This is a genomic window from Candidatus Methylacidiphilales bacterium (assembly GCA_030054035.1).
GTDB lineage: Bacteria > Pseudomonadota > Gammaproteobacteria > JASGCS01 > JASGCS01 > JASGCS01.
In genome coordinates this window covers 206,428-230,166 of sequence record JASGCS010000001.1, presented here as the reverse complement: position 1 = coordinate 230,166, position 23,739 = coordinate 206,428, and the positions used below count along the sequence as shown (strand labels likewise).

Sequence of the window (23,739 nt, the reverse complement as noted above, 5' to 3'; positions counted from 1 at the left end):
ATGAAAGAAAGTTTCTATATATTCATCTTTGGTGGTCTTGGTTGTCTAATGCGATATCAAGTATCTCAGTGGTGTAATTATTTACCCACTTTTAATTTTCCTATTGGGGTGTTAACAGTTAATATACTTGGATCTATGCTCGCAGGGTTGGCGCTAGGAACTTCTTTAAAATATATTGAGCTTCAACCAACTATTAAAATTATAGTGATGGTCGGTTTTTTAGGTGGATTCACTACATTTTCTTCTTTTAGCTATGAACTATACCAACTCTATTCCACGAATATTTTGCATGCTACTGCGTACCTTCTCACGTCTGTGCTTGGCGGCTTAGTGGCTTTTTTTATTGGAATGAGATTTTTGTTGCTATGATAGACGTTGCAAAAATTAGAAATCAATTAGCGCAAGTAGCGCAAAATTTAGCTAAGCGCGGCTATCAGATTGACCAAGGCTATATATCTAAATTAGAACTAGAACGAAAGAATCTCACTATAGCATTAAATCAGCACCAAAGCAACATGAATCAGAATGCTAAGCTAATCGGCGAAGCAAAAAAAAATGGAGTGGATGCTACTACATTACTTGACGAATCAGCCAGTTTAAAAAAAACTATCGCTGAGCTCGAAGTAAAAGAAAAATCATTATTATCAGAGTATCACAATTTTTTGCTTACCATCCCTAATGTACTTAATGATAATGTGCCATACGGTAAAAGTGAAACAGATAACATTGTTAAGCGTACCTGGGGAACTCCACGTTCAGACATTACCCCAAGCCACGATGATTTATTTCCACTTTCAATGGATTTTGCTAGAGCGGCAAAAATTTCATCCTCTCGGTTTGTTGTGCTCCATGGCGCTTTAGCAAAGCTAAATAGAGCGCTCATTCAGTTTATGCTTGATACCCATATCCAAGCAGGGTATACGGAGATTAATATTCCACTCCTCGTTAATGAGCAAGCGCTCATTGGGACTGGGCAATTACCAAAGTTCAAGCAAGATGTCTTTTGCATCAATGAGCAACCACTTCGCTATCTCATCCCAACTGCTGAAGTGCCCCTTACTAATCTTGTGGCTGATAGTATTATTTCAGAAAAAGAATTACCTATGCTGTTTGTCAGTTACAGTCCTTGTTTTAGATCTGAAGCAGGGTCGTATGGTAAAGATGTAAATGGTCTAATCAGGCAGCATCAATTTGAAAAAGTAGAATTAGTACTCATTACTAAACCTGAAGAATCAGACATCTACCACACTAAACTTGTATCCCAAGCAGAATCTATCCTAGAGAAACTAGAATTACCTTTTCGTACCGTTCATCTTTGTTCTGCCGACACTGGGTTTTCAGCAGCGAGTACATTTGATATAGAAGTATGGCTACCTTCTCAACAAACCTATCGTGAGATTTCTAGCTGTAGTAATTGCACTGATTTTCAAGCGAGAAGAATGCTTGCGAGATATAAAAATACTAAAACAAATAAAAATGAACTATGTCACACGCTTAATGGCTCTGGATTAGCGTTGGGTAGAACTCTTATTGCGATATTAGAAAATCATTTTTCTAAATCAGAAAAAGCGATCATACTCCCCAAACAACTCCGCCCCTATTATGGGGCGGATAGCATTGCAATAGAGCAATAAATTAATTACTCATCTCCACCACTAAATGCAGTGAGTAGATGAAGTAAATTTAAAAACAAGTTATATATTGAGAGATATAATGAAATGGTCGCAAGTATATAGTTTGTTTCACCACCATTGACTATTCTGCTCGTATCATACAAAATCAATCCTGAACAAAGCAATACAAAGACGGCACTAACCGCTAAACTTACTGCTGGCCAGTTGAAAAAATAAGCAGCTAACCCTACGAGGAAAGCAGTAATAATTCCAACCATGAGCATGCCACCTAAGAAACTAAAGTCTTTTTTGGACTGAACCGCATAGAAGGATAATGCGATAAAAATTGTCCCAGTAAAAAACAATGAAGTTGCGATTAATTGACCGCCATTAGGGATAAACTTCAGATAAGCATTTACAACACCACCTAATGTTAAACCCAGAAAGCCAGTTAAGGCAAACACCCAGAATAAACCTGCAGGACGATCGCTAAACTTTGAGGCAATAAAAAGCAAACCTATTGAACCAATAAGATTAACCCAGATATTTACTGGTGGCATATTGATCAATACCGCTATCCCTGCAACCATTGCGCTAAACATTAATGTGCCTGACAGCAACAAGTATGTATTTCGCAGTACTTTATTTTTTTCTGATACCTGTACCTGACCGCTGTCAAGTATTACCGAATTGTTTTGATAATTCATAGTTAAATCCTCTTTTGTTTTCATACTCTAATTATATGGTAAAAAAATCAAAATATCAAGGTCTACTTATCCGTGAAACAACAAGGCAACCAATACAAAAAACACCTGTAAAATCAGCATAAAAAACTGCAATATATCTATGGTAAAAAACACCCCCAGACCTTTCAATGTTGCAAAAATCCCTGCTACTAATAGAGATAGTGCGCATAACACCCATTGTGTCCTACGACTAAAAGAAAATAATAAACTAGCCATCAGCGTAATAACCAAAAATGAGCTATACCAAAAAACACCTTCTTGTTGCCACCATCTAAATGACTCAACATCAATACCCAATGACAGTATAATTCCCAACACTGGACAGGCAACACCATACAACCATGATTTGAACTTTTCACCTATCACTACCATTTTTGTATAAAACAGAGCTGCCAAAATCCCAACCATCACCACACCAATAATTGTAACCAATAATAAAACTAGTATAATTCCACCATAATCTTTTGATGCAAAGCGATAGCTAAAATACACATCAGTAACTTCCTGAACGGCATCACTCTTTAGTCCATACACCGTGGCATAAAAACCAACAAAACAAATCAATGAGCTCAAAAATCCTACAGCCAATAACCATACCAGACCTCGTCCTGATCTAACCATACCAAATAGTAATTCAGCAAATGGGTAACTCATAAACAATCCAGCGTACATACAAGAAACAGACACATAGCGAATAGTCCTATATGAATCACCAAACAAACTAATTTTTGTGCTACCAAATAAATTTAAAATATGAGCATTAGCCACAAAGGCTGGCACACCATCAACAAATATCAATACAGAGAACAATGCGGCAAAAACCACTACTACAGCTGAGGACCAGAGCAACCAACGACTAACAATAAAATAACCAATCACTAACACCAATAATCCCACCAAACCTAATGCCAATAAAAAAGGCACCTGCAGTAATGTATTGACAATAATCACAACTCGAACCAGATATGGTGATAACGCCACTAACAACGAAATACCTCCAAACACCATCCATAGTTTAAAAGGCGCAATAACACTACTAGCATTTACGCACTCACTAAACGAACTATAAGCAGGATAACGAGAAGCCAATCTACCAACCATAACAAAAGCAACAAACAATCCAATCAAAGGACATAGAGCCAAAACACTAAAACTTCCCAAACCTATTTGAAATATTTCATTTGGCACCACAAACAAAAAATGCAAATACATAAAAGCAAGAATTGGAAAAATATATGACATTACATTAATTGTATAATATGACATTATAAAGGAGAGATGGCAGAGCGGTTGATTGCATCGGTCTTGAAAACCGACAGGGGATCATACTCCTCGGGGGTTCGAATCCCTCTCTCTCCGCCAGGTTTTACATTATTCGCTCTTGCGATTTTTTCCCTAATTATAGTTAGGGTACAATATAGAAATGAAAATAGTAATAGTATTATTTTGTTTGATGTTTGGTGTTGCTTTTGGTGAGGGTGTGAAGAAAAAGCTAAGACCCGTGAATCCTGTAGTATTGCAAAGTATATTAAGTGAAGAAAGAGCGAATTGTGTTGTTTTTGAGTCTCAAAAGGTTGTTGATAAAACTGAGGAGTGGCAAAAAAAACATGCGGAATGCGAGAAATTGCTTAAGTCTAGCAATAAGGTAAAGTAGCTTCTGAAGTTTAAATTTGCATAAATTACTTTATAAGAGTACCCACAAAGATGGGTTTTTCTTATCAGTGATATAATTTTATAGTGCAAGAATTTCCTTATTATTACCGTTCTGACTTTGAGAAGTCTCAAAGTCGTTTATTTGAGTTTGCGTCTTTGTTGTCAGAGAGGACTGGTCGGAGTTTTGATGATTATGCATCTTTGCATCGTTTCAGTGTTGAGTCTCGTGAGTTATTCTGGGATTTAGTGTGGGAGTATTGTGGGGTAAGTGCTGATCGTCGTGGAGTTTCGCTGTTGCGTGGGGGTGATATGTTTAGCGATGTTTGGTACCCTGATGTGATGTTGTCGTTTCGTCATGAAGTGTTGCGTGATGTTGGCGAAAAGATTGCTGTGACTGAATATTCTGAAGGTGAGTTTCTGAGGGAAATTAGCTATGGTGATTTACAATTGTTGGTGGATCGTTTGGCTGGTTTGTTGGTTGCTAATGGGGTGGTACCAGGTGATAGAGTTGCAGTAGTATTACCAAATGGTATTGATGCCATTGCAATTGCTTTGGCAACTGCGCAAGTTGGTGCTGTCTTTTGTTCATGTGCCCCAGAGTTTGGTACAGTGGCGCTGGTTGATAGGTTATCGCAAGTTTGCCCTAAAATTTTGTTTTCTGTAGTTGGTTATCGGTATGGTGGTAAGTCCCATGAGATTGGTGAAAAGATAGTTGAGGTTGCCTGCGCTGTTGGAAGCATTGGTCGTGTTGTGCTCTGCGATTATGGCGATTTTGTTTGTAGTGGCTCTGATATTGATAGGCATGGTAATGTAGGTTGTTTGTTGAAGGAAGCATTGTTGAAAGTGGTTCCGCTTCGTGAAAAGGTACTGTATCCGTTTAATCATCCATTGTATATTTTGTTTTCTAGTGGAACTACTGGTCGCCCTAAATGTATAGTACATGGAGCTGGAGGTACATTATTACAGCATAGGAAGGAACATGCATTGCAGTTAAATGTGAATTTATATGATACGGTGATGTATTTAACAACTTGTGGTTGGATGATGTGGAACTGGACCGTGACCATGCTTGCCGAAGGGGTGACAATAGTATGCAATGACGGATCTCCTTTTTATCCAACTGATGATGCGGTGTTAAAGTTATTATTTCGTGAGCAGGTTACTTGTTTTGGCACTAGCGCAAAGTACATTAGTGAAACCTTGAAACGAGTTGATGAGTTTGATGCAAGTTGGTTTGAGTCACTAAGAGTAATACTCAGTACTGGCTCTCCCTTACTGCCAGAACATTATGAAGGCGTATCTAATCGATGGTTGTTATCTAAACCATTAGTGTCGTTGTCAGGTGGCACTGATATTGTTTCTTGTTTTGTAATTGGTAATCCATATGAGTCAATCTATTCTGGTGAAATACAAGGCGCTGGGCTTGGTATGGCTGTTGAAGTGTGGAATGACGCAGCGATGCGAGTTGTTGGTGAAAAAGGTGAGTTAGTTTGCGTCTCTTCTTTTCCTTCTATGCCTGTTTATTTCTGGGGAGATGATGTAAAAAGGTCTAAGTATTATAAATCCTATTTCGAACGATTTAATGGGGTATGGCACCATGGTGATTTTGCTGAAGAGACAGTTCGCGGTGGTTTTGTGATTTATGGGCGTAGTGACTCGGTACTTAACCCAGGCGGAGTTCGCATTGGTACTTCTGAGATATATAGAGTGCTTGAGTCGTTTCCTGAAATCATTGAGTCAGTATGTGTAGGACTTGAAGAGGGTGATGATGTGATAGTAGCTCTCTTTGTTGTGTTAAAGCCAGGTCTTGTGCTTACAAATGAAATGCGTGAAAGTATAAAAAAATCAATTAGGGTTAAGGCCTCTCCTCGCCATGTACCAGGATTCATTGCAGAAGTCCCTGCGATTCCAAAAACCATGAGTGGTAAAATCTCAGAAGAAGCTGTACGATGCGCACTCAACTCAAAAGTAATCCCAAATTTGAATGCGCTAGCGAATCCTGATAGCCTATCGTATTTCAAAAGTGTGGTAAAAAAATAGTTAAATATGGTGTATAGTAAGCAATAATGTATAGAGAAACTCCCAATAATTTTTTTCAAAAGAGGATAGTCCCATCCTCTATGTCATTATTAACAATTGTTGCGTATATTTTTTGTTTAGTTGAATCTGGATTTTATTCTGGTTGGACGAGCGGCTTATCTATTGGTGGGTTTGGTGGGTTATTGATCGCTTCGTTACTTACCTTGCTTTTATATTATTGCTTGATGCTTTGTCTTAAAGAGTCAGTGTCAATCTATCCAAGTGCTGGGGGCATGCTTATACTTCCGAGGCTTGTATTTGGAAAATTTGGTATGTACATGGTTGGAAATTTTCTAGTTTATGCGTATATAGCTTTTGCTGCAGCCTATGTTCTTCTTGTTGTTGATTTATTGAAATACATTTTACCTCTCGATGAAAAAGGAAATGAGCTTATTGCTGATTGGTTCTTGTTTGTTTTTATTTACCTGCTTTTTACTTTGTGTGTAATATTTACAAGCAATCTAATAAAAGCATTGGTAATTGTTTTTTTTGTAATAACAATCGTAGTGCTAACGCTGTATTCCGTGCTAGCGTTTAATGGTATTAGTTATGATAATCTACTAGACATACCGGATTTTGGTGAAACCCCATTACTCCCACATGGGAGCGTGGGTATTTTTTTTAGTTTACCTATATCAATAATTTTTTTTGTTGGTTTGGAGTCGCTTGGTTTTTTTACTGAAGACTTACAAAAAAAAGAAGTAAATATTATAACCGCCAGTAATATATTGTTAGCCTTGCTATTTGTTTTCTTCTCGGTACTTATTTTTATAGTTTCTGCACATGTTGGGGTGCAAGAACTAAAAAATGTCACCCAACCATTTTTAATGGCATTTTTAAAAATCACAGATTTACCATCAATTACTTTGAAGCTATTTATTCTGTTTGGCCTGTCATTTGGTGCGATTGGTTTTATTTACGCCAGTGGAAAAGTTATATTTTTTCTTAGTAGGTCAGGCTATTTACCATACGCTCTTTCTGAGCCTTTCTCATACTCTGAAAGTGAGAATAATATCACTAAATCAAAATTACCTTTTTTAAAACCTTCACTTAACAATCCATGGCTTGCGTATCTTTTCGGAACATTTATTGGAATTGTTGTAACATTAGTATTATGGAGATTATACTTTTCATATATTAAATTTGGTATCGCTTATGCAAATCAACTACTTATATATTTTGCAATCTTTTATATAATGGTGTCCTATCTGGTGTTTTTTATCTCGCACCTTTCCCACCAATATAGATTTCGGACGCCGACTTACAATAATCCACTTGGTAAATTATCTTCTGCTTTAGGCGTGACTATTACTATAGGCATGCTAACGGTATTCGCGGCACTTTTTTTATTAGAATATTATGGAAATGAAGCCCTAACCGGTAATTTGTATTTACTAAAAGTAATTTCAATGATGGACCCTAATCAAACAATTAAATTAGGGGTGATATTAGGCTTGATTGTTTTTGCGTGCACAACTTTGTACTATTTTTATATTGCAAGGAAAATGCTTTTGAAAAGTAGTGATGAGGAGATGGTTTTACAAGTTGAAGAAGAAAAATTGTATATAAGAAAATAAATCTAGTTATAAGGGAACAAAAAATGAAAAAAGTACAAGGAATTATCACTATTGATGAATTGAGACAAAAGGTTCAAGCAAATGAAATTGACACCGTAATCGCTTGTTTTCCTGATATGCAGGGTAGGCTAACAGGAAAGCGTTTTCACGCTGAGTATTTTTGTCAAACTGCTTACGCTGAAACCCACGCTTGTAATTATTTATTAGCTGTAGATGTTGATATGGAACCCGTACCTGGTTATGAGCACGCAAGCTGGGAAAAAGGGTATGGTGATTTTACTTTAAAACCGATATTATCTTCGATACGAATCGCTACTTGGTTGCCAGCCACAGCATTGGTACTATGTGATTTATCCGATCACCACAATCATCCAATTGAAATAAGTCCCCGAGCTATTTTAAGTAAACAATGCGCTAACGTTATTACCTTAGGGTACGATGTCATGGCCGCATCTGAATTAGAGTTTTTTCTTTTTGAGCAGAATTATAAACAATGTTCGCAAAATAAATATCAAGATCTCAGTCCTCTGGCAGGTCCTTACACAGAAGACTACAGTATTTTTTTAACTTCAAAAGAAGAAGAGGTAATGCGTGCAATCAGAAATCACCTGCATCGCTCCGGGGTTCCTGTAGAAAACTCCAAGGGTGAATGGAGTCCAGGTCAAGAAGAGATTAATATTCAGTATTGTGAAGTGTTAGAGATGGCAGATCGCCACACCATTGTTAAGAACGCAATAAAAGAGATTGCCCTCATGTATGATCGATCTGTGACTTTTATGGCCAAATACCATTATTCAAGAGCGGGAAGTTCGTCTCATATGCATATATCACTACGAGATTCCAGTGGAAAAAACGCCTTCTACGATCCTTCTAAACCTCATGGTATGAGTGATCTTATGTGTAAATTTTTAGCAGGAATGTTGGAATATGTTAGAGAAGTAACTTGGTTTTTAGCCCCTTATATAAATTCATATAAACGTTTTTCTGCAGGTACTTTTGCACCAACAAAAGCAGTATGGAGTATCGACAATCGAACTAGTGGTTTTAGAATTTGTGGTGCTAACACATCTTCAGTTAGGATTGAGTGTAGGATTCCTGGTGCAGATGTCAATCCATATCTTGCTTATGCAATGCTTGTTGCCGCTGGCCTGAAAGGAGTAAAAGAACAACTCCCACTTGGAAAAGAATTTTCTGGTAATGCTTACAATACTGCTGATATAAGTGAAATCCCCACTTCGCTAGCTGACGCAATTACTCTTATGAAAAAATCTTCTTTTATCCCTGAGGTGATCGGAACATTTGCCCACAATCATTATATTCATACCGCTGAATGGGAATTGTTTGAAATGAACAGAAGGGTTACCGATTGGGAGCTCTGGAGAGGGTTTGAAAGGTATTAAAAATTAATTTAAAAATGGAGTTATAAAATGGCGGAGCAAATAGCACAATTAAAAACACCTGTAGATGGAAGTGTCTATGCAACTAGGAACTATCCAAGTGATTCAGAGGTTGATCGAGTCTTAGCACAGGCTCGTAAAGCATTCTCAGTTTGGAAAACTACCACTATCCAAGAGCGACAACAGTATTGCTTGGCTTTTTTGGATGCCGTGCTTAAACACAAAATGGTGTTTGCGGAAGAGCTTAGTTGGCAAATGGGCAGACCAATAAAATTTAGTCCAGGAGAGTTTAGAGGTTTTGAGGAACGGGTGCGTTTTTCAATTACCTATGCACCGCAGTACCTCGAAGATGTGTTACCACCAAATCCAATTCAAGGTGTAACTAGATATATCCATAGAGAGCCATTAGGCATAGTTTTTGTCATTGCGCCATGGAATTATCCATACCTTACTGCAGTGAATACCATAATTCCTGCATTGCTAGCGGGTAATGTAGTAATTTTAAAACATGCCTTACAGACTATGCTAGTTGGTGAGCGATTTGCTCAGGCTTTTCAAGAGGCAAAATTACCAGAAGGGGTATTCCAAAACATCTTACTCACTCATCAGCAAACAGAAAAAATAATTTCATCTGGTGCGGTTGATCATATAAATTTTACTGGTTCGGTGCGAGGAGGGCAGGCTATGGAGCATGCCTCAGCAGGCACATTTGCGTCTCTCGGTTTGGAGTTAGGTGGCAAAGATCCTGCGTATGTTTTGAGCGATACTAACCTAGAGTACGCTGTGTCGAATTTAGCCGAAGGTGCTTTTTTTAACTCTGGTCAATGTTGCTGTGGAATTGAACGGATCTATGTTGAAAAAAATATCTACCAAAAATTTGTAGAAAGTTTTGTTGAAGAGGCAAAAAAATGGAACGTTGGCAACCCAATGGATCCTAATACCGTTATGGGCCCACTTGTTTCAGTGCATCAGAAAAAAATTGTTCAAGATCAAATTGCAGAGGCTGTTCAAAAAGGAGCCAGCACGCTAATCAACCAAAAAGATAACCTCGGTGGATCGTATCTTCCTGTAGAGGTAGTTGTGGATGTAAATCATTCCATGCAGCTAATGATCGAGGAAAATTTTGGACCTGTGGTTGGGATAATGTCGGTTTCTTCTGATTTGGAAGCAATTCAATTAATGAATGATAGTCCCTACGGACTCACTGCGTCTCTATGGACTACAGATTTAGCTAGAGCTGAATCTGTAGGTAAGCAAGTTGATACTGGAACATTTTTTGTTAATCGCTGTGATTATCTTGACCCATTTTTAGCATGGACTGGAATTAAAAATACCGGAAGGGGCGCCACTATGTCTAGAGTTGGGTATGAACTGCTCACTAGACCAAAATCATTTTATATTCGCGATCAGGTGTAACAAAATTTATACCTTAGGAAAATCATATGCCTTTACAAGCTAAATTCGGATACCCAACCGCTATTCGGTTGCAATGTGGAGTTTTTAAACAACTGGTTTCTATTGCCAAGGAATTTGCTTTTAAAAAACCTTTGTATGTAGTTGATAGCTACCTTCTCACGCTACCAGTTGTGCAAGAAATGTTAGAGCTTTCAGCAAGGCAAGGTCTAGGCAACGCAGTGTTTTCTAATTTTAAGGGCAACCCTACTGAACAGAACTTAACTGATGGCATCTCTTTTATAAAGACCGTATTACCTGATAGTGTTATAGCTATTGGCGGGGGATCGGCACTTGACATTGCTAAATTACTAGGTTTTTATTACAAACAAACTAGACCTATTTGGGATTTTGAAGATATAGGTGATTATTGGACAAGGGCAGACAGCTCAGTTATTCTTCCTAACATCGCTGTTCCAACTACATCTGGAACTGGTTCGGAAGTTGGTCGTGCGGCTGTAGTTACAAAAGCCGATACCCAAGACAAAATCATTATCTTTCATCCTTTAATGATGCCTAAAGTTGTAGTAGCAGACCCTGAACTCACAAAAGCTCTCCCTAGTAACCTTACTGCATGGACTGGAATGGACGCGTTTATTCATTGTCTTGAAGCGTATTGTGCGCCATTCTATCATCCCCTTAGCAGAGGTGTTGCAATTGAAGGAATGCGAACTATAGCAGAGTTTCTACCAAAAGTTTTTAAAGATCCAAACGATCTAGACGCAAGAGCGCAAATGATGATGGGATCTATAATGGGAGGCACTGCGTTTCAAAAAGGACTTGGTGGCATTCATGCATTGTCTCATCCAACTGGAGCGTTGTTTGACACCCACCATGGGTTGACTAACGCAGTGTATCTTCCTTATGTTCTAAAAAGAAATTACCCGGCAATAGAAACACTGATTGATCAAATTTGCCCAATACTTGGATGTGAATCTGGTAAGCATAATTTTTTAGATTGGATTCTAACTTTTAGAAGTTCCTTGTCAATTCCACATACCTTAAAAGAAATCAACGTGGATCGCAGTAAAGACCAACTCATCATTACGAAAAGTCCAAAAGACCCATCTGCTTCTGGTAACCCAATTCCATTTACCGAATTGTTGGCTGAACAAATTCTACATGACGCACATAATGGTACAATATGATTCAAAATATATGCCATTTTACTTTGTAATAATTTTAAATCTAACGCTCTGCCTTTCTTCACTTCTGTTACCAATAGTTGGTAATTATCACGGAATATCACATAATGAAATTCTTTTAGAACTTCGCCATTATCAAGATGAAAATCGCAGTGATGCCAATGAGATCCTTCATAATTGCGAATCTTTTGACATGGCTTGCTCGTTGCTTGCAGACGACACTCAATCACCTCAATACAGTACTATACTATCAAAATATTTTTATCTAAATGATAGTAATTATGTGTTCGTTCCTGTAAATAAGTTCACATATCTCGTATACCCTCGCGCGCCTCCAAAAGCTTAATTAGAATATTTCGCTTTAACAATAACGATGGGAATCGTTATTGTATTCAATTAATCATATTTGGAGATTCCATGTTTAAAAAATTTATTTTATTAGTATCAGTTGCGATGTCAACTACAATTATTAACGCCGGACCTGTTATAGAAACGCTCGATGTAGTCGGCTCATCAACCAGTAACCAAACAAATAGTGCAATTCAAGTTGTTACTCATAGTGATTTACAAAGAACCGGTAAACAGTCTATTGGAGAAATTTTAAGAAATGCTCCTGGAGTTACTGCAACTGGATATAGTAATATGGCAAGTCGGCCAGTCATTAGAGGTTTAGATGTTGATAGGGTGCAAATTTTAAATAATTCGGTGCTTGTATTAGACGCATCATCAATAAGTTATGACCATGCACCAGGACTTGGTACTGCGCAGCTATCTCAAATTGAAATATTTAAAGGTCCATCAGCGCTGCTTTATTCCTCTAGTTCTACAGGTGGAGTCGTCAATGTTGTTGATAATCGAATTAGCCGTAAAAGACTGCAGGAGGCTGAAGGGTATATTTCATTTGGCTATGATGGTAGAACCTATGGAGGCGACACTTCAGTAATAGTTGAAGGAAATTCTGGAAGTAACACTTGGCATATTGACGCTGCATACAGTGATCAGGGTAGCTTGCGTACTCCTGCATTTACAGATCCGGAAGACAAAAAAGTAACGCTTGTTAAGAACACACAGTTTTTTGTCAAACAAAATGGAATTGGATACTCTTCAGTTCAAGAAGATAATTCATTTTGGGGAATTTCATTTGATAGTTATGCGACAAAGTTTGGAGTACCAAAAGAGCCAGTTAGTCTAGACCTATTACAAACCAAACTATCAATTTCGGGCAATCAATTTATTCAAAATTCCTCAATTGATCTGCTTCGTTTTAGACTAGTTGTGAATAGCTATCGACATTTTGAGTCAGAAGACAGTGTGGTATCAGGAATATTCAGGAATTCAGGTGTGGTAAGTAGAATTGAAATGCAACAAATATCAGATGGCAATCTCGATGGGGTGTTTGGTTTCCAAGTTCAAAGCAATACATTTTCAAACACTGGCGAGCATATTTTGTTAACTAGTTATAAAGAAGAAGCGTTATCGTTTTTCTTTAATGAATCGCTGCAAGTTGACACGAGTATAATTACAATTGGTGCTCGATACACCGATGTTCATTACGCTACGGAAAAAACTCTTGGCCTCATTGAACATTCTGATGAACATACTCATGATACTCAAGTCTCATTGCTACCAATAAAACCTTCAAAAAGGTTTTATCCATTGTCTTTAAGTTTAAAATTTGATTTTCCAATTAGCGACCAAGATACAGTCTCATTGCTAGTAACTAGTTCTCAGCGCGCTCCATCACCCACTGAATTATATATTGATGGACTGCATGAAGTAACTGGCACCTATGAGCTTGGCAATCCAAATCAAAAAATTGAAAAAGGGCTTCATGTTGAATTTAACTACTCACTTCGCAGCGATAAACAAACACTAGATTTAGCTTTATTTAGAAGTGATTATAATAATTTTATTTTTCTTAGAAATAGTTTTAAAACAGTCCATTTTCATGTTTTACATGGTGAAGTGGTGCATGCAAATATACCTCGCTATGACTATGTTGGTTCTAATACCATTATTCAGGGATTTGAATTATTGTTTAAATCCATAACTCAAAATACCTCCGAGTGGAATTTTATACCTGAGTTTTATATTGATGGACTCACCAGTAAGGTTGGGTCTAATGGCAGATTACCTAGACTGACTCCTACCAGAGTTGCAATTTCTTTAATTACGGCATCTCAGGAAATTCGTATAGCACCTGTTGTTAGATTTTTTTCAAAAGTAAAGCCAGGATTAGGTGAAACGAGAGTTACCGATAGTTTTAGTACTTTTGACTTTGAAGTGTCTTATACCGATGAATCGTTACATTGGTTTGTCTCATTGAACAATCTTGCCAATGCATTAGCGTTTCAGGCTAATACTATAGAACAGGTGCGATACTATTCTCCAATCGCTGGTAGGTCAATACATTCAGGTATTTCAGTAAAGTTTTAATGACTAAATTTTTAATTACCATGTCTGAGTACGTATTGAGTCATTAAGGCATGGTAATTAAAAATAGTATAATACCAATTGTTGCAGTCAGATCTTAACATTTTAGTTGACACAAATAACAAAGCACATAGGCTTTTTTCCATCTTTATTACCACTTTTAATAGAGAACAATTAGTGATAAGAGCCCTTGATAGCGCCTACGCCCAACAAGAAAGAGATTGTCATATAGTGGTAATAGATGATGGATCATCAGATGACACTACTAATTCGTTGATGCAGTGGTCAAAATATCACCTAACTATGCCAATTACGATACTTGCACTATCTAAAAACTCTGGCAAACCATCGGCTTGGAATTCATCCCTACCATTTTTACATAGTACCTTCACGGTAGCATTAGACTCAGACGATGAGCTACTTCCAGACGCCCTAACAATTTTTAAACAACAATGGCTTACGATTAAACATCCTGAGCACTATGCAGCAGTTGAAGGGTTAGCGTTTTTAAATAATCTAACCCAATTAAGTACTCCTAAGTACCCTGAAGATCCGCTTGATTCAAATTGGTTATCGTTATCATTTCAATATAATTTATGGGGAGGGGATTGTCGGAGAAGTTACAGAACTGAGGTGCTAAAAGAATTTCCGTTCACATTATTCTCTAACGAAAAATCTGCCAAAGATTCAATGATCACCTATCGTATGTCACATTTATATAAAGTACGGTTTTTCAATATACCTGTTCAAATTATCCATCAGCAACCTCACTCATTAAGTACACAAGGTAAGCTGCGTAGAATTACCAGCCCACATTCTTTTAGGTTGTGCTATCTTGAGCTTATCACTGTACATCAAAAATATTTATCATGTAGAGAATATATCAAACAATACCTAGATTATATAGTGTACTCACTACATGGTGAGGTTTCTATAGTTAAGCAAATACGAGACACGAGAACTCCCGCGATTTATTGCGTACTCTTTCCTTTTGCATATCTTATGTATCGTGTGCAAAAGTATAAATTTGCTATGATAAACTAGTGGTTATGAGAATACCACTACTGCTTATTTCTATTATTTCTATTGCGTACGGGGAGACAGTATTAGTTTCTCCACATGGTACCTATCCAACTCTTCCCCTCGCTAAGGATGAAATAGTTGTGAAAGTAGTCCAAAATTTAGTCAAAAATATTGAAGAGTTTCAAACACCTGAAGAGGGTCTAAAGATAAATCTTGAAAGTATGACAAGTTGGATAATCAAAGCCTGCAATGAACAACCAAAACCAGATTTTATTTTATTTAATGAATTTCCTTTAACTGGATACACCGCAGGACCAAGGGAAAAGAAATTGAAAATGACTATAGCAATACCAGGGAATGAAACTATCAAATTAGGACAACTCGCTAAACAATGTAACTCCTACCTTATTTTTGGCTCTTATGCTCGCGATCTAGAATGGCCTGGGCACATACTTAGTATTAATGTTGTGATTAATCCTAAAGGCGAGATTGCGAAAAAATTTTGGAAATCTAAAAACATTAAACGATTTGGTCTTGAAGGCACAGGGGAAATTCCTACTACAACGATAGAAAGTGTCTATACAAAATATGTAAAAAAATACGGCATAGAAGAATTATTCCCAGTATTAAAAACTGAATATGGTAATATTGCGGTCAGCACGGTGCAACTTGACCCATTTGTTTTTGCGGCTTTTGCTATGCGTGGAGTAGAGATTATGTTTCGCACCGCTACGCTTTTTGCGGAAGAAGATGTGCTTGCTACAGCTCGTTATTTTAATTTGTATACCGCAATGGCTAATATTATCTTTCCTTCAGATAAACCATATTCGCATCTTGGAGGTGGTTCATTGATCGTAAATAATTCAGGTAAAATTATTGCGCATGCCAAAGGAAATGTGGAATCTATTGCAACCTCAATCATCCCGATTAAAAAATTTAGAGAAGGTCGAACCATTCCTCGTTTTTCACTCCAACTAGTCCAACCTTTATTTTATAACTACCAAGATGAAATACCCCTCGATCATATGGATCTACCACCAGACCAGCTTCCAAGCGATGAAAAGGCGATGAAAAAATATTTGGATTCAGTAAGTAGGTGGATTAAGAAATAAATTGTTACGACTAGATACTGATAAAACTATAATTCTATTAATTAGATTACTTTTTTTTATCTGAGCTTTTATCAACTTTTTTATTATTGATTTTTTTACCAGCATTTTTGGTTTTATTATTTTTTTTAACTTTAGTCACAGCATCTTTTTTTAATTTATCCCGCTTGTTAGTGGGTTCTGTTAGGGTATTATGAATAGGTGTGGTCGTTTTGGCTTTGGACACTGGATTTTTATTACTGAATAGCAAGTATGCAATTGTTCCAATCAGTAGCGTAAGTAGTACACTAGCAAAAGAAAATATCGCAACTTTATTACGATAATAAAATTCTACACCTGACGATGCTTCTACTGGATTTGGTTGTTGATATACTTGAGTTTTATCATTCATAGTTCTTTCAACATTAGTTTTAAGAGCAGGGGCGCTTTTTACTATATCTGTAAATTGGCTATCGTTTCTTGAAGGTGAGTTATTAACCGGCGAATTAAATGTTAATGAATGAAAATTATCATTGGTGAGTATGGAAATATCATCCATGTCTTGTTTTTTTCTAATTTCTTTTAGGTGGATATTAAATGTCTCAACTGAATGTTTATACAGTGATAAATATTCTTCAGCATGAGCAATTCGCTGGTTTACATTGATAGCTAATCCTTTTAAAAGTAACGATGCAAACGCAACAGGAATAGGCAAATCATTTTTGACAGATTGATGTGTGTAAAAAAGCTGAGGCTGTTCTTGTAAAGTAGTGTAAGCAATCCCACTGGGAAGTTTGCAGTTGCAAAGTAAATCATAGAGCATCACGGTTAGCGCGTAGAGGTCAGCGCGCTGATCCACTTTAGAGTCTGTAGTTTGTTCTATTGGCATGTATCGCGGAGTTCCTACCGTAGTCCCAATTTTAGTTAACTCATGAGTCGGAACTCCCTCATCGATTTCTAAATCAACTAACGTATTTCTATTTAGGGCTATTCCAAAATCTGTAATTTTAACTAGTAATTTTTCAGTTACAATGATATTTCCTGGTTTAAGGTCTCGGTGCACAATGTTGGTGTCATGAAAAGCAGAAACGCCCATAAGGAGCTGGTGAAAAATTGAATTTACCTCTCGTAAGGAAAGGGATTTTTCTTTGATCAAATCTCTAAGACCTTTTCCCGAAACATACTCCATGACTAAATAGGGAGTTGGAGGCTGTACATTTAGTTCATAGATTGTCACCATTGAAGGATGAGAGCAGAGTGCGGCAATTCTCGCTTCGTTTTTAAAACGGGCGAGCATGTCTTCATACATGAGATTGCTTTGCGATTCGTTTTCGTTTTTAAGGATTGTTTTAATGGCAACAGCACGATTGATATCAGGATCCTTAGCCAGCCATACCTCGCCCATAGCGCCTTTACCAATTTTCTCAAGAACATGGTATTTTCCAAATTGTGGATTATTGATCATTACAAATTATAGATTCTGTAGTCATTTTAGCACACTGCTTTTTAACATATTAAAATACTAGCTCAGTGGTTTGTATGAAAAAAAATGTAGTTATTTACTGGTGCCGAAGAGATTTTAGAGTATTTGATAATCCTGCGCTCTTTTATGCGTGTAAATATGCCCACGACCATCAAATGTTATTTTTACCAATATTTATTTTAGAAGACTATATGGTCAATGCACATGCAGATGAGCAGTGTGGCTACCCATCGCGGTTTGTCATTGGTACTTTTGTATCGCAATTTGCTAATAAATTTAAGAGATTTATCGTTCTTATCGGCAAAGCAACTCATGTTATTAAATTATTAGTCGCGCAATACAATTGTATTATTTTTGTCAATGATGATATCTATCCTGATTTTAATACACAAATTAAGAAACTTCGCGAATCAAATATACCTATCCATGTCTGCGTTGATGCTCTCACCATAATGCCTGAAACTCGCACTTTGAACGGGTTGTATTATTCTATTTTTACACCATTTAAGAATAAAGTCTGGCAAGAATTTTGTAGCGCCACAATTATTCAATCACCTAAGCTAAGTGCAACTACTTACTTTGAAGAGCCATTGGACTCTGTATTTAAACAATGCGAGCCAAATAAAATACTCAATCAATGTTCACAATCTAGACTATTAAAGGTCGGCGATCAAAGTTATAATTTAGATACTGTATTATCACTACCTAAACAGTACAATCTCTTTTACCACAATGACGATGACGCCTTGAGATGGTTAAAAAAATATATTTCAAATTCTATTGATGTATACCATGAAAAAAGAGATTTTTTGGGCAAATCATACACTTCTAAATTATCGATTGCTCTGGCATGGGGTTTGCTATCCTCAAGAATAATTATTAACGAGCTTCGTCTTAAATTTCAAAGTGATTTCAAATATCCTGTTACAAGTGAGCTTGGAGCGCAAATATTTATTACTGAGTTAATTTGGAGGGAGTTTTATCGATATCTTCACTTACACTACCCTCAATTACACACAGCGCCATTCCAAGAAAAGTTTCGCACCATGAAATGGCTTTCTGGCGATGAAGCGCACTCACGATTTGTAGCTTGGATACAAGGTCTTACTGGGTATCCAATTGTAGATGCTGCGATGCATGAACTAGCTCAAACCGGAACAATGCATAATCGCAGTAGGATGATCGTTTCTTCAATCCTTACAAAAAATTTAGGTATTGACTGGAGGTGGGGGCAAGAATATTTTCGTGCTATGCTTCTTGATTTAGATGAGTCTTCAAATACTGGTGGTTGGCAATGGGGCGCCTCTGTTGGGGCAGACCCTAAACCCATTAGAATATTTAATCCATTGCTTCAAGCTAACAAATTTGATCCAAACCAACAGTATCTGAGAGCGTATTTACCACAAAGTTATTTTGATAGCCCGCCAACTCCAATTATAGAACATTCACAAGCGCGGATCATGGCGCTACAACGGTATAAAAAAATTATCTAACGGGGTTACTTTATAATAATAGTATGAATAAAGAAAACTGTTCAAAAAATTGCCAGAGTTGCCTTATGCCTTTTAATAAAGATCCCGGTATTAGAGAATCTGATGTTTATTGCAGCCTTTGTTTTGCAAATGGCAGATTGTGTTATCAAGGTAACGATTTGGAGGCATTTAAACAAGTGTGTTATCAGGCAATGATTTCAAGAGGTATGAATAAACTCCTAGCATGTTTTTATACATGGTGCATTGGTTTTGCACCTCGTTGGAAAAAGAAATCGCGGTAAGAATTACTATTGCACGATAAAATATTTTTTACCATAACTGGTGCCATTGATTAAAATTTCTAGTGCGTGTTTCCCTTTATAGATTTTTCTGGTGGTAGCATTCTCGTTCAGTTTATATTTTCTACTAATTGTTACTGAAGTATTTTTAACTATTTTTAATTGTTTGAGCCTAAATACCTTTTGAGATTTAATTCCACCAAGACGATGTTGGAAATAGACCCTATAAAGTATTAATGTTGTAGCTGTTATTTTTGACTGAACAGTTATACTAAACGATACATAGTTATTTAATCTTGCTTGTTTCTGTAACGTGAACTCTAATAATTTAAACTTTAATCGTTTTGATATACCCACTAATGACAGTGCTTTTGCGTGCCCTTGTTTTAATAATGTACGAAGCCCATGTGTACATAAGTAGTCCATTTCTTTTTTTGATTGTTTGTTAGAAAGCTTCCAAGTATGCAGGTATGAAATAGCTAATTGTGGATCATGCTTAGCTATATCATTCACATGATTGGCAACAGATCGTATTACGTATCTTTTAGTGTCGCTATATAAGTTGTCAAGAATAACTTTGGAATGGTTCAATGGAAGATTGATTTTTTGCGACCAAGGTAAGCTAGGCCTCGTCCCTTCACTGCAGAGCCTTCTGACATGATAGTTATCATCACGACTCCATACTTGCAATGTATGTAAGGTTTCTTCTGGGAATGTAACGAGAAAATAGCGCACAGCATCTTCAGCTGAAAAGCGTTTTGTTATTTCGTATAGAGCTTCAAGCGATAGATTGAGATAGTGAATTTGACATCCATAGCGTGCAACAAAATGAGAAAATGGCGCAATAATAAAATCACCAAAATCATTGTCACAAAGATTAGGGTCAAGAGGAGGGGGGAGGGCACTTAGTAGTATTTTAAGTTGGGATTCATAGTTTTCAGGTATATATTTGTTTAGATTTTCTGCAAGGCAATTAATCCTAGCCTTTAACTCTAATGACTTACAAGCGCTGGAACTAGTATTTATAAATTCGTGGACTTGAAAGTTCGGATAGTTAGCTTTTATAAGATTTGCTAAATAGATAATTTTTTCAGGACTAAACAGTATGTCCTTAAGAAGTATTTTCTCAGTTTGACGCGCCGCTTTATTCGTGACTTTTTTTACCTTCTTCATCATATTCTTCCAAAATTCTAATAGCTATAATTATAATTGTAATACTTTAACTAAATGCAAGATATAATGTATCACCAATGAAAACAGCAAGACTAGAGGCCTTTAGCGATGGAGTTTTTGCGATTATTATCACTATCATGGTGCTTGAGATTAAAACCCCATCAGGCAATTCTTTTTACAATTTACTAGAATTACTACCTACCCTTGTCAGTTATATCTTAAGTTTTATTTTTATAGGTATCTATTGGGTTAATCACCACCATCTTTTTCAAGCAATTAAAACGGTATCTACAAAAATTCTCTGGAGCAATCTCAATTTACTCTTTTGGCTTTCACTAGTACCTGTAGCAACTGAGTGGTTGGGACATAGTAACTTTGCAGTGGCCTCCGTAGTAACCTATGGAGTACTCTTACTTATCTGTGGAGGAAGCGCCACTATTCAAATTCAAAGCCTTCATGCAAGTGATCATGAAATTATTGATTTAAAAGCCATCTTAGACAAATCCTTAATTAAAGTTTATATTTCCATTACCTCATATCTTCTTGGAATTACCCTAGCCTTTTATGATACCAGAATCACAATTGCTATTTACTTTTTAGCTATGCTCATTTGGGTAATACCAAATAGGGAAATAGAAAGGAAAATGAGAAACAAATAATTACTATTTATAGAAATACGCTCCATTTTTACAGATATCCTTACGATACTCTGTTAAGATACATCTGTGAATGTGATAAACCCAACCTCCAAACCTAGAAAAATCATCAAGCGCATTTGGACTGGTAATTTAAAATAAAATTATGATCAATGTACTCATCGCTCTCTTCGTCATCATTGTGCTCTGGACTATCTGGGGATATTTTGGTTCGCGAGTGGAACAGGCCGACTATAGCGTGGTGAAGAAAATGGATGGCTATGAGATACGGGAGTATCCAGTACATATTGTAGCGCAGACTACTGTTGAGGGATCTTATAACGAATCAATGAGTGCGGGTTTTCGAATCGTGGCGAGGTATATTTTTGGCGGGAATAACAAAAAAAAGAGTATCGCCATGACAGCACCGGTGGTGGCGACTATGGAGAGCAAATCACAGATTATATCCTTCGGCATACCTCGCTCATACACCTTAGAAACATTGCCGATACCAAACGATCCGCGAGTAAATATCGTCATGATTCCTGCGAAGAAATATGCCGTGATACGGTTCGCGGGATACCGTTCGGAAGCGAGAGTTAAAACTATGCAATCAACACTATTTGCTTCGCTTGCTCGGGACGGAGTTATGCCACAAGGTAGTGCTGCCTACGCTGGATACAATGCGCCATGGACTCCACCGTGGATGAATCGCAACGAAGTGATGGTGGAAATCAGTAATTAATTTTATATTTAAGAGTAAAAAGTAAGTAATGGCAAGAAAAATCAAAGATAGTTTTTTAACGATAAAATGCAGAGTCGTTAAATGCTAAGATAAAATTTCTCTTTATTGTCAATTACTATTCCGCCATACATAAGGTATAAATACGCTCACTCGCCGTTTATATTCTGCAAAATCTGGATGTTCTGCCATCTTTTTTTCTAGCATTGGGATACCAGAAACCTTCAGTATTAAAAAGGTAATAGTCAGTGGCCCAATAATACCAAGCCATCCATTTGGGACGGGAAGGGCGACGAGCCATAAACCCCACCACTGCATTACCTCTCCAAAATAGTTTGGATGTCGCGTGTATGCCCAGAGCCCACTCCGCATCAACTTGCCTTTGTTTTCTGGATTTTTAATAAATCGTGCCAACTGTGCATCTCCCATGGACTCAAAATAAAACCCAATGAGCCATATTGCTATACCAAGTACATCGAATATACCTAAAGCTGACCAAGCACTGTTGTTAATGATTAAAACGGGCATGACGATCAGAAACGAAAACATCCCCTGCAAAAGATACACTTGTAAATATGAACGAGGGTAAAACCACTTACCCCATTCTTTACGCCATGCGAGATACCGGTAGTCCTCGGTTTTTCCTTTATTCCGAGCATGAATATGCCACGCCAAACGCAATCCCCAAATACTCACCAAGATACCGGCTAGCAATCCTCGGGCACCGGAATCACCATTTAGAAAAAAAGACATCCAAGCCATAAGAACAAACCCGAGCCCCCACGCCACATCAGCAACATCGTTCCTTTTTTTAATCAAAGAGACCAAGAACCAAAGGTTCATGTACACAAACAAAAATAAAATAAGGGTTAGGTAGTAATTCACAGAACTATTTTAGTTGCAATCAAATAAGTCACGACCGATACCGAAGACGCAAGCACCGTACCCCATACCAAATCCACAATCGTCACCAAAAGTGGCCAATCTTTTGCAACTGCTAAATTGGTGAGGTCATAAGTAGCATAACAAACCAATCCAAATAATGCCCCAAAAAGGAGGGCGTGCGTCAAAGATTCTTTTTCCACAGCCGGAGCTATAACAAAAACAATAAGACCTGTGATAAAAATCAGATAAAAAATCATTGCAGCTGCCCAATTTATATCAGACTTCATAAGTTTTCCAATCTGTGCCCTGTAAAAATTTTTTGAGACAATCCCAAGCCAGATCATGTCGATAACGAAGAAAACAAGTAGTGCTATTGCGAATAGTTTTATAAACATAGTAATTAATAGTATTTTAAGTTATTTTTTATAAATTATACCTCTGATAAAAAATACAAGTAAGACCAAACACATAATCACAGTTATAATGAGGAAAGTAAACTCCCTCAGCCGATATCTTTTCGAATCCTGATATCCAATTTTGGCGGTGTTTTTAGATTGATGCTCGAACTTTTTTTGAGCAAATTCCTCTGGATTTTGCGGATTGAATCCCGCCCAGCATTTCCACCCGCCTTCGCTTCGCTTCGGAGAGCAAAACAGAAAAATTTTCCCTACATTTTTTTAATCTCGCGCCCCCAAAATTATTTTCAATTAAGGAAAAAAAATACTCTGTTTTGGTATTCCGCTTTGGGCGGAATGGCGGAAACGCTCCCACTCCAACCGCGCCTTCGTTACGGAAAGCGCAAACGGGCAAAAATTCCTTCCCCCCAACCCTCTTCTTTTTTGCC

22 protein-coding genes and 1 tRNA gene are annotated in these 23,739 nt (G+C 37.2%); 17 read left to right on the top strand and 6 right to left on the bottom strand.

The window, feature by feature from the left end; translation table 11 throughout:
* Together QM538_01235 and serS are read left to right on the top strand one after the other, a co-directional pair.
* Complete coding sequence (locus tag QM538_01235; GenBank protein ID MDI9347113.1) at positions 1–369, top strand: CrcB family protein; 369 nt, start codon at positions 1–3, stop codon at positions 367–369.
* On the top strand, positions 366–1,634 hold the full coding sequence (serS, locus tag QM538_01230; GenBank protein ID MDI9347112.1) for a serine--tRNA ligase: 1,269 nt from the start codon (positions 366–368) through the stop codon (positions 1,632–1,634). The genes QM538_01235 and serS overlap by 4 nt, the downstream gene beginning before the upstream one ends.
* 5 nt (positions 1,635–1,639) lie before the next feature.
* Here serS and QM538_01225 read toward each other — a convergent pair whose 3' ends face one another.
* Positions 1,640–2,344 carry a Bax inhibitor-1/YccA family protein gene (locus QM538_01225; protein MDI9347111.1) on the bottom strand — a complete coding sequence of 235 codons (705 nt, stop codon included), beginning with the start codon at positions 2,342–2,344 and terminating at the stop codon, positions 1,640–1,642.
* A gap of 42 nt (positions 2,345–2,386) precedes the next feature.
* Positions 2,387–3,601: a hypothetical protein gene (locus QM538_01220; GenBank protein MDI9347110.1), complete on the bottom strand. Its 1,215-nt coding sequence runs from the start codon at positions 3,599–3,601 to the stop codon at positions 2,387–2,389.
* A gap of 30 nt (positions 3,602–3,631) precedes the next feature.
* Here QM538_01220 and QM538_01215 point away from each other — a divergent pair.
* The 11 genes from QM538_01215 to QM538_01165 all read left to right on the top strand — a co-directional run bounded on the left by QM538_01215 (position 3,632) and on the right by QM538_01165 (position 16,230).
* Positions 3,632–3,721, top strand: a tRNA-Ser gene (locus tag QM538_01215).
* A gap of 61 nt (positions 3,722–3,782) precedes the next feature.
* Positions 3,783–4,013: a hypothetical protein gene (locus QM538_01210; GenBank protein MDI9347109.1), complete on the top strand. Its 231-nt coding sequence runs from the start codon at positions 3,783–3,785 to the stop codon at positions 4,011–4,013.
* A gap of 83 nt (positions 4,014–4,096) precedes the next feature.
* A complete protein-coding gene (locus QM538_01205) occupies positions 4,097–6,052 on the top strand; it encodes an acetoacetate--CoA ligase (protein ID MDI9347108.1) in 1,956 nt (651 codons plus the stop codon).
* A gap of 26 nt (positions 6,053–6,078) precedes the next feature.
* Complete coding sequence (locus tag QM538_01200) at positions 6,079–7,668, top strand: amino acid permease (protein ID MDI9347107.1); 1,590 nt, start codon at positions 6,079–6,081, stop codon at positions 7,666–7,668.
* Positions 7,669–7,691: 23 nt separating this feature from the next.
* Positions 7,692–9,068 (top strand): glutamine synthetase family protein, encoded by a 1,377-nt coding sequence (locus QM538_01195; protein MDI9347106.1) that lies wholly within the window; start codon positions 7,692–7,694, stop codon positions 9,066–9,068.
* Between the two features lie 27 nt (positions 9,069–9,095).
* Positions 9,096–10,481, top strand: a complete 1,386-nt coding sequence (locus QM538_01190) for an aldehyde dehydrogenase family protein (GenBank protein MDI9347105.1) — start codon at positions 9,096–9,098, stop codon at positions 10,479–10,481.
* A 26-nt stretch (positions 10,482–10,507) separates the two neighbouring features.
* Positions 10,508–11,665 (top strand): iron-containing alcohol dehydrogenase, encoded by a 1,158-nt coding sequence (locus QM538_01185; protein ID MDI9347104.1) that lies wholly within the window; start codon positions 10,508–10,510, stop codon positions 11,663–11,665.
* A 10-nt stretch (positions 11,666–11,675) separates the two neighbouring features.
* Positions 11,676–12,008, top strand: coding sequence for a hypothetical protein (locus tag QM538_01180; protein ID MDI9347103.1), 333 nt, complete (start codon positions 11,676–11,678; stop codon positions 12,006–12,008).
* Positions 12,009–12,079: 71 nt separating this feature from the next.
* On the top strand, positions 12,080–14,098 hold the full coding sequence (locus QM538_01175) for a TonB-dependent receptor (GenBank protein ID MDI9347102.1): 2,019 nt from the start codon (positions 12,080–12,082) through the stop codon (positions 14,096–14,098).
* 81 nt (positions 14,099–14,179) lie between these two features.
* On the top strand, positions 14,180–15,139 hold the full coding sequence (locus tag QM538_01170; protein ID MDI9347101.1) for a glycosyltransferase family A protein: 960 nt from the start codon (positions 14,180–14,182) through the stop codon (positions 15,137–15,139).
* A 5-nt stretch (positions 15,140–15,144) separates the two neighbouring features.
* Complete coding sequence (locus QM538_01165) at positions 15,145–16,230, top strand: nitrilase-related carbon-nitrogen hydrolase (GenBank protein ID MDI9347100.1); 1,086 nt, start codon at positions 15,145–15,147, stop codon at positions 16,228–16,230.
* Between the two features lie 46 nt (positions 16,231–16,276).
* Here the strand turns inward: QM538_01165 and QM538_01160 are convergent, their stop codons facing one another.
* Positions 16,277–17,671 (bottom strand): serine/threonine-protein kinase, encoded by a 1,395-nt coding sequence (locus QM538_01160; GenBank protein ID MDI9347099.1) that lies wholly within the window; start codon positions 17,669–17,671, stop codon positions 16,277–16,279.
* Positions 17,672–17,745: 74 nt separating this feature from the next.
* On the opposite strand from QM538_01160, the gene QM538_01155 reads away from it, so the two are divergent.
* A complete protein-coding gene (locus QM538_01155) occupies positions 17,746–19,182 on the top strand; it encodes a deoxyribodipyrimidine photo-lyase (protein MDI9347098.1) in 1,437 nt (478 codons plus the stop codon).
* A gap of 23 nt (positions 19,183–19,205) precedes the next feature.
* On the top strand, positions 19,206–19,463 hold the full coding sequence (locus QM538_01150; GenBank protein ID MDI9347097.1) for a zinc ribbon domain-containing protein: 258 nt from the start codon (positions 19,206–19,208) through the stop codon (positions 19,461–19,463).
* A 6-nt stretch (positions 19,464–19,469) separates the two neighbouring features.
* On the opposite strand, the gene QM538_01145 is transcribed toward QM538_01150, so the two are convergent.
* A complete protein-coding gene (locus tag QM538_01145; GenBank protein ID MDI9347096.1) occupies positions 19,470–20,636 on the bottom strand; it encodes a hypothetical protein in 1,167 nt (388 codons plus the stop codon).
* A gap of 74 nt (positions 20,637–20,710) precedes the next feature.
* Here QM538_01145 and QM538_01140 point away from each other — a divergent pair, with 74 nt between their 5' ends.
* Entirely contained in the window at positions 20,711–21,292 is a 582-nt protein-coding gene (locus QM538_01140) for a TMEM175 family protein (GenBank protein ID MDI9347095.1), read from the top strand.
* A gap of 142 nt (positions 21,293–21,434) precedes the next feature.
* Complete coding sequence (locus QM538_01135) at positions 21,435–22,013, top strand: heme-binding protein (protein MDI9347094.1); 579 nt, start codon at positions 21,435–21,437, stop codon at positions 22,011–22,013.
* Between the two features lie 108 nt (positions 22,014–22,121).
* On the opposite strand, the gene QM538_01130 is transcribed toward QM538_01135, so the two are convergent.
* The gene (locus tag QM538_01130; protein ID MDI9347093.1) at positions 22,122–22,853 is read right to left on the bottom strand and encodes a DUF1295 domain-containing protein; all 732 of its coding nucleotides are present in this window, start codon (positions 22,851–22,853) and stop codon (positions 22,122–22,124) included.
* A 38-nt stretch (positions 22,854–22,891) separates the two neighbouring features.
* The gene (locus QM538_01125) at positions 22,892–23,290 is read right to left on the bottom strand and encodes a DUF2177 family protein (GenBank protein MDI9347092.1); all 399 of its coding nucleotides are present in this window, start codon (positions 23,288–23,290) and stop codon (positions 22,892–22,894) included.
* Positions 23,291–23,739: the final 449 nt, after the last annotated feature.

What these genes read in the sequence shown, in the direction of transcription:
- QM538_01155 (MDI9347098.1), top strand. Translation starts at nt 17,746, where the DNA reads ATGAAAAAAAATGTAGTTATTTACTGGTGCCGAAGAGATTTTAGAGTA.
- QM538_01190 (MDI9347105.1), top strand. Translation starts at nt 9,096, where the DNA reads ATGGCGGAGCAAATAGCACAATTAAAAACACCTGTAGATGGAAGTGTC.
- serS (MDI9347112.1), top strand. Translation starts at nt 366, where the DNA reads ATGATAGACGTTGCAAAAATTAGAAATCAATTAGCGCAAGTAGCGCAA.
- QM538_01140 (MDI9347095.1), top strand. Translation starts at nt 20,711, where the DNA reads ATGAAAACAGCAAGACTAGAGGCCTTTAGCGATGGAGTTTTTGCGATT.
- QM538_01225 (MDI9347111.1), bottom strand. Translation starts at nt 2,344, where the DNA reads ATGAAAACAAAAGAGGATTTAACTATGAATTATCAAAACAATTCGGTA.
- QM538_01210 (MDI9347109.1), top strand. Translation starts at nt 3,783, where the DNA reads ATGAAAATAGTAATAGTATTATTTTGTTTGATGTTTGGTGTTGCTTTT.
- QM538_01150 (MDI9347097.1), top strand. Translation starts at nt 19,206, where the DNA reads ATGAATAAAGAAAACTGTTCAAAAAATTGCCAGAGTTGCCTTATGCCT.
- QM538_01175 (MDI9347102.1), top strand. Translation starts at nt 12,080, where the DNA reads ATGTTTAAAAAATTTATTTTATTAGTATCAGTTGCGATGTCAACTACA.
- QM538_01195 (MDI9347106.1), top strand. Translation starts at nt 7,692, where the DNA reads ATGAAAAAAGTACAAGGAATTATCACTATTGATGAATTGAGACAAAAG.
- QM538_01125 (MDI9347092.1), bottom strand. Translation starts at nt 23,290, where the DNA reads ATGTTTATAAAACTATTCGCAATAGCACTACTTGTTTTCTTCGTTATC.
- QM538_01200 (MDI9347107.1), top strand. Translation starts at nt 6,079, where the DNA reads ATGTATAGAGAAACTCCCAATAATTTTTTTCAAAAGAGGATAGTCCCA.
- QM538_01165 (MDI9347100.1), top strand. Translation starts at nt 15,145, where the DNA reads ATGAGAATACCACTACTGCTTATTTCTATTATTTCTATTGCGTACGGG.
- QM538_01220 (MDI9347110.1), bottom strand. Translation starts at nt 3,601, where the DNA reads ATGTCATATATTTTTCCAATTCTTGCTTTTATGTATTTGCATTTTTTG.
- QM538_01160 (MDI9347099.1), bottom strand. Translation starts at nt 17,671, where the DNA reads ATGATCAATAATCCACAATTTGGAAAATACCATGTTCTTGAGAAAATT.
- QM538_01185 (MDI9347104.1), top strand. Translation starts at nt 10,508, where the DNA reads ATGCCTTTACAAGCTAAATTCGGATACCCAACCGCTATTCGGTTGCAA.
- QM538_01135 (MDI9347094.1), top strand. Translation starts at nt 21,435, where the DNA reads ATGATCAATGTACTCATCGCTCTCTTCGTCATCATTGTGCTCTGGACT.
- QM538_01235 (MDI9347113.1), top strand. Translation starts at nt 1, where the DNA reads ATGAAAGAAAGTTTCTATATATTCATCTTTGGTGGTCTTGGTTGTCTA.
- QM538_01180 (MDI9347103.1), top strand. Translation starts at nt 11,676, where the DNA reads ATGCCATTTTACTTTGTAATAATTTTAAATCTAACGCTCTGCCTTTCT.
- QM538_01130 (MDI9347093.1), bottom strand. Translation starts at nt 22,853, where the DNA reads ATGAACCTTTGGTTCTTGGTCTCTTTGATTAAAAAAAGGAACGATGTT.
- QM538_01145 (MDI9347096.1), bottom strand. Translation starts at nt 20,636, where the DNA reads ATGATGAAGAAGGTAAAAAAAGTCACGAATAAAGCGGCGCGTCAAACT.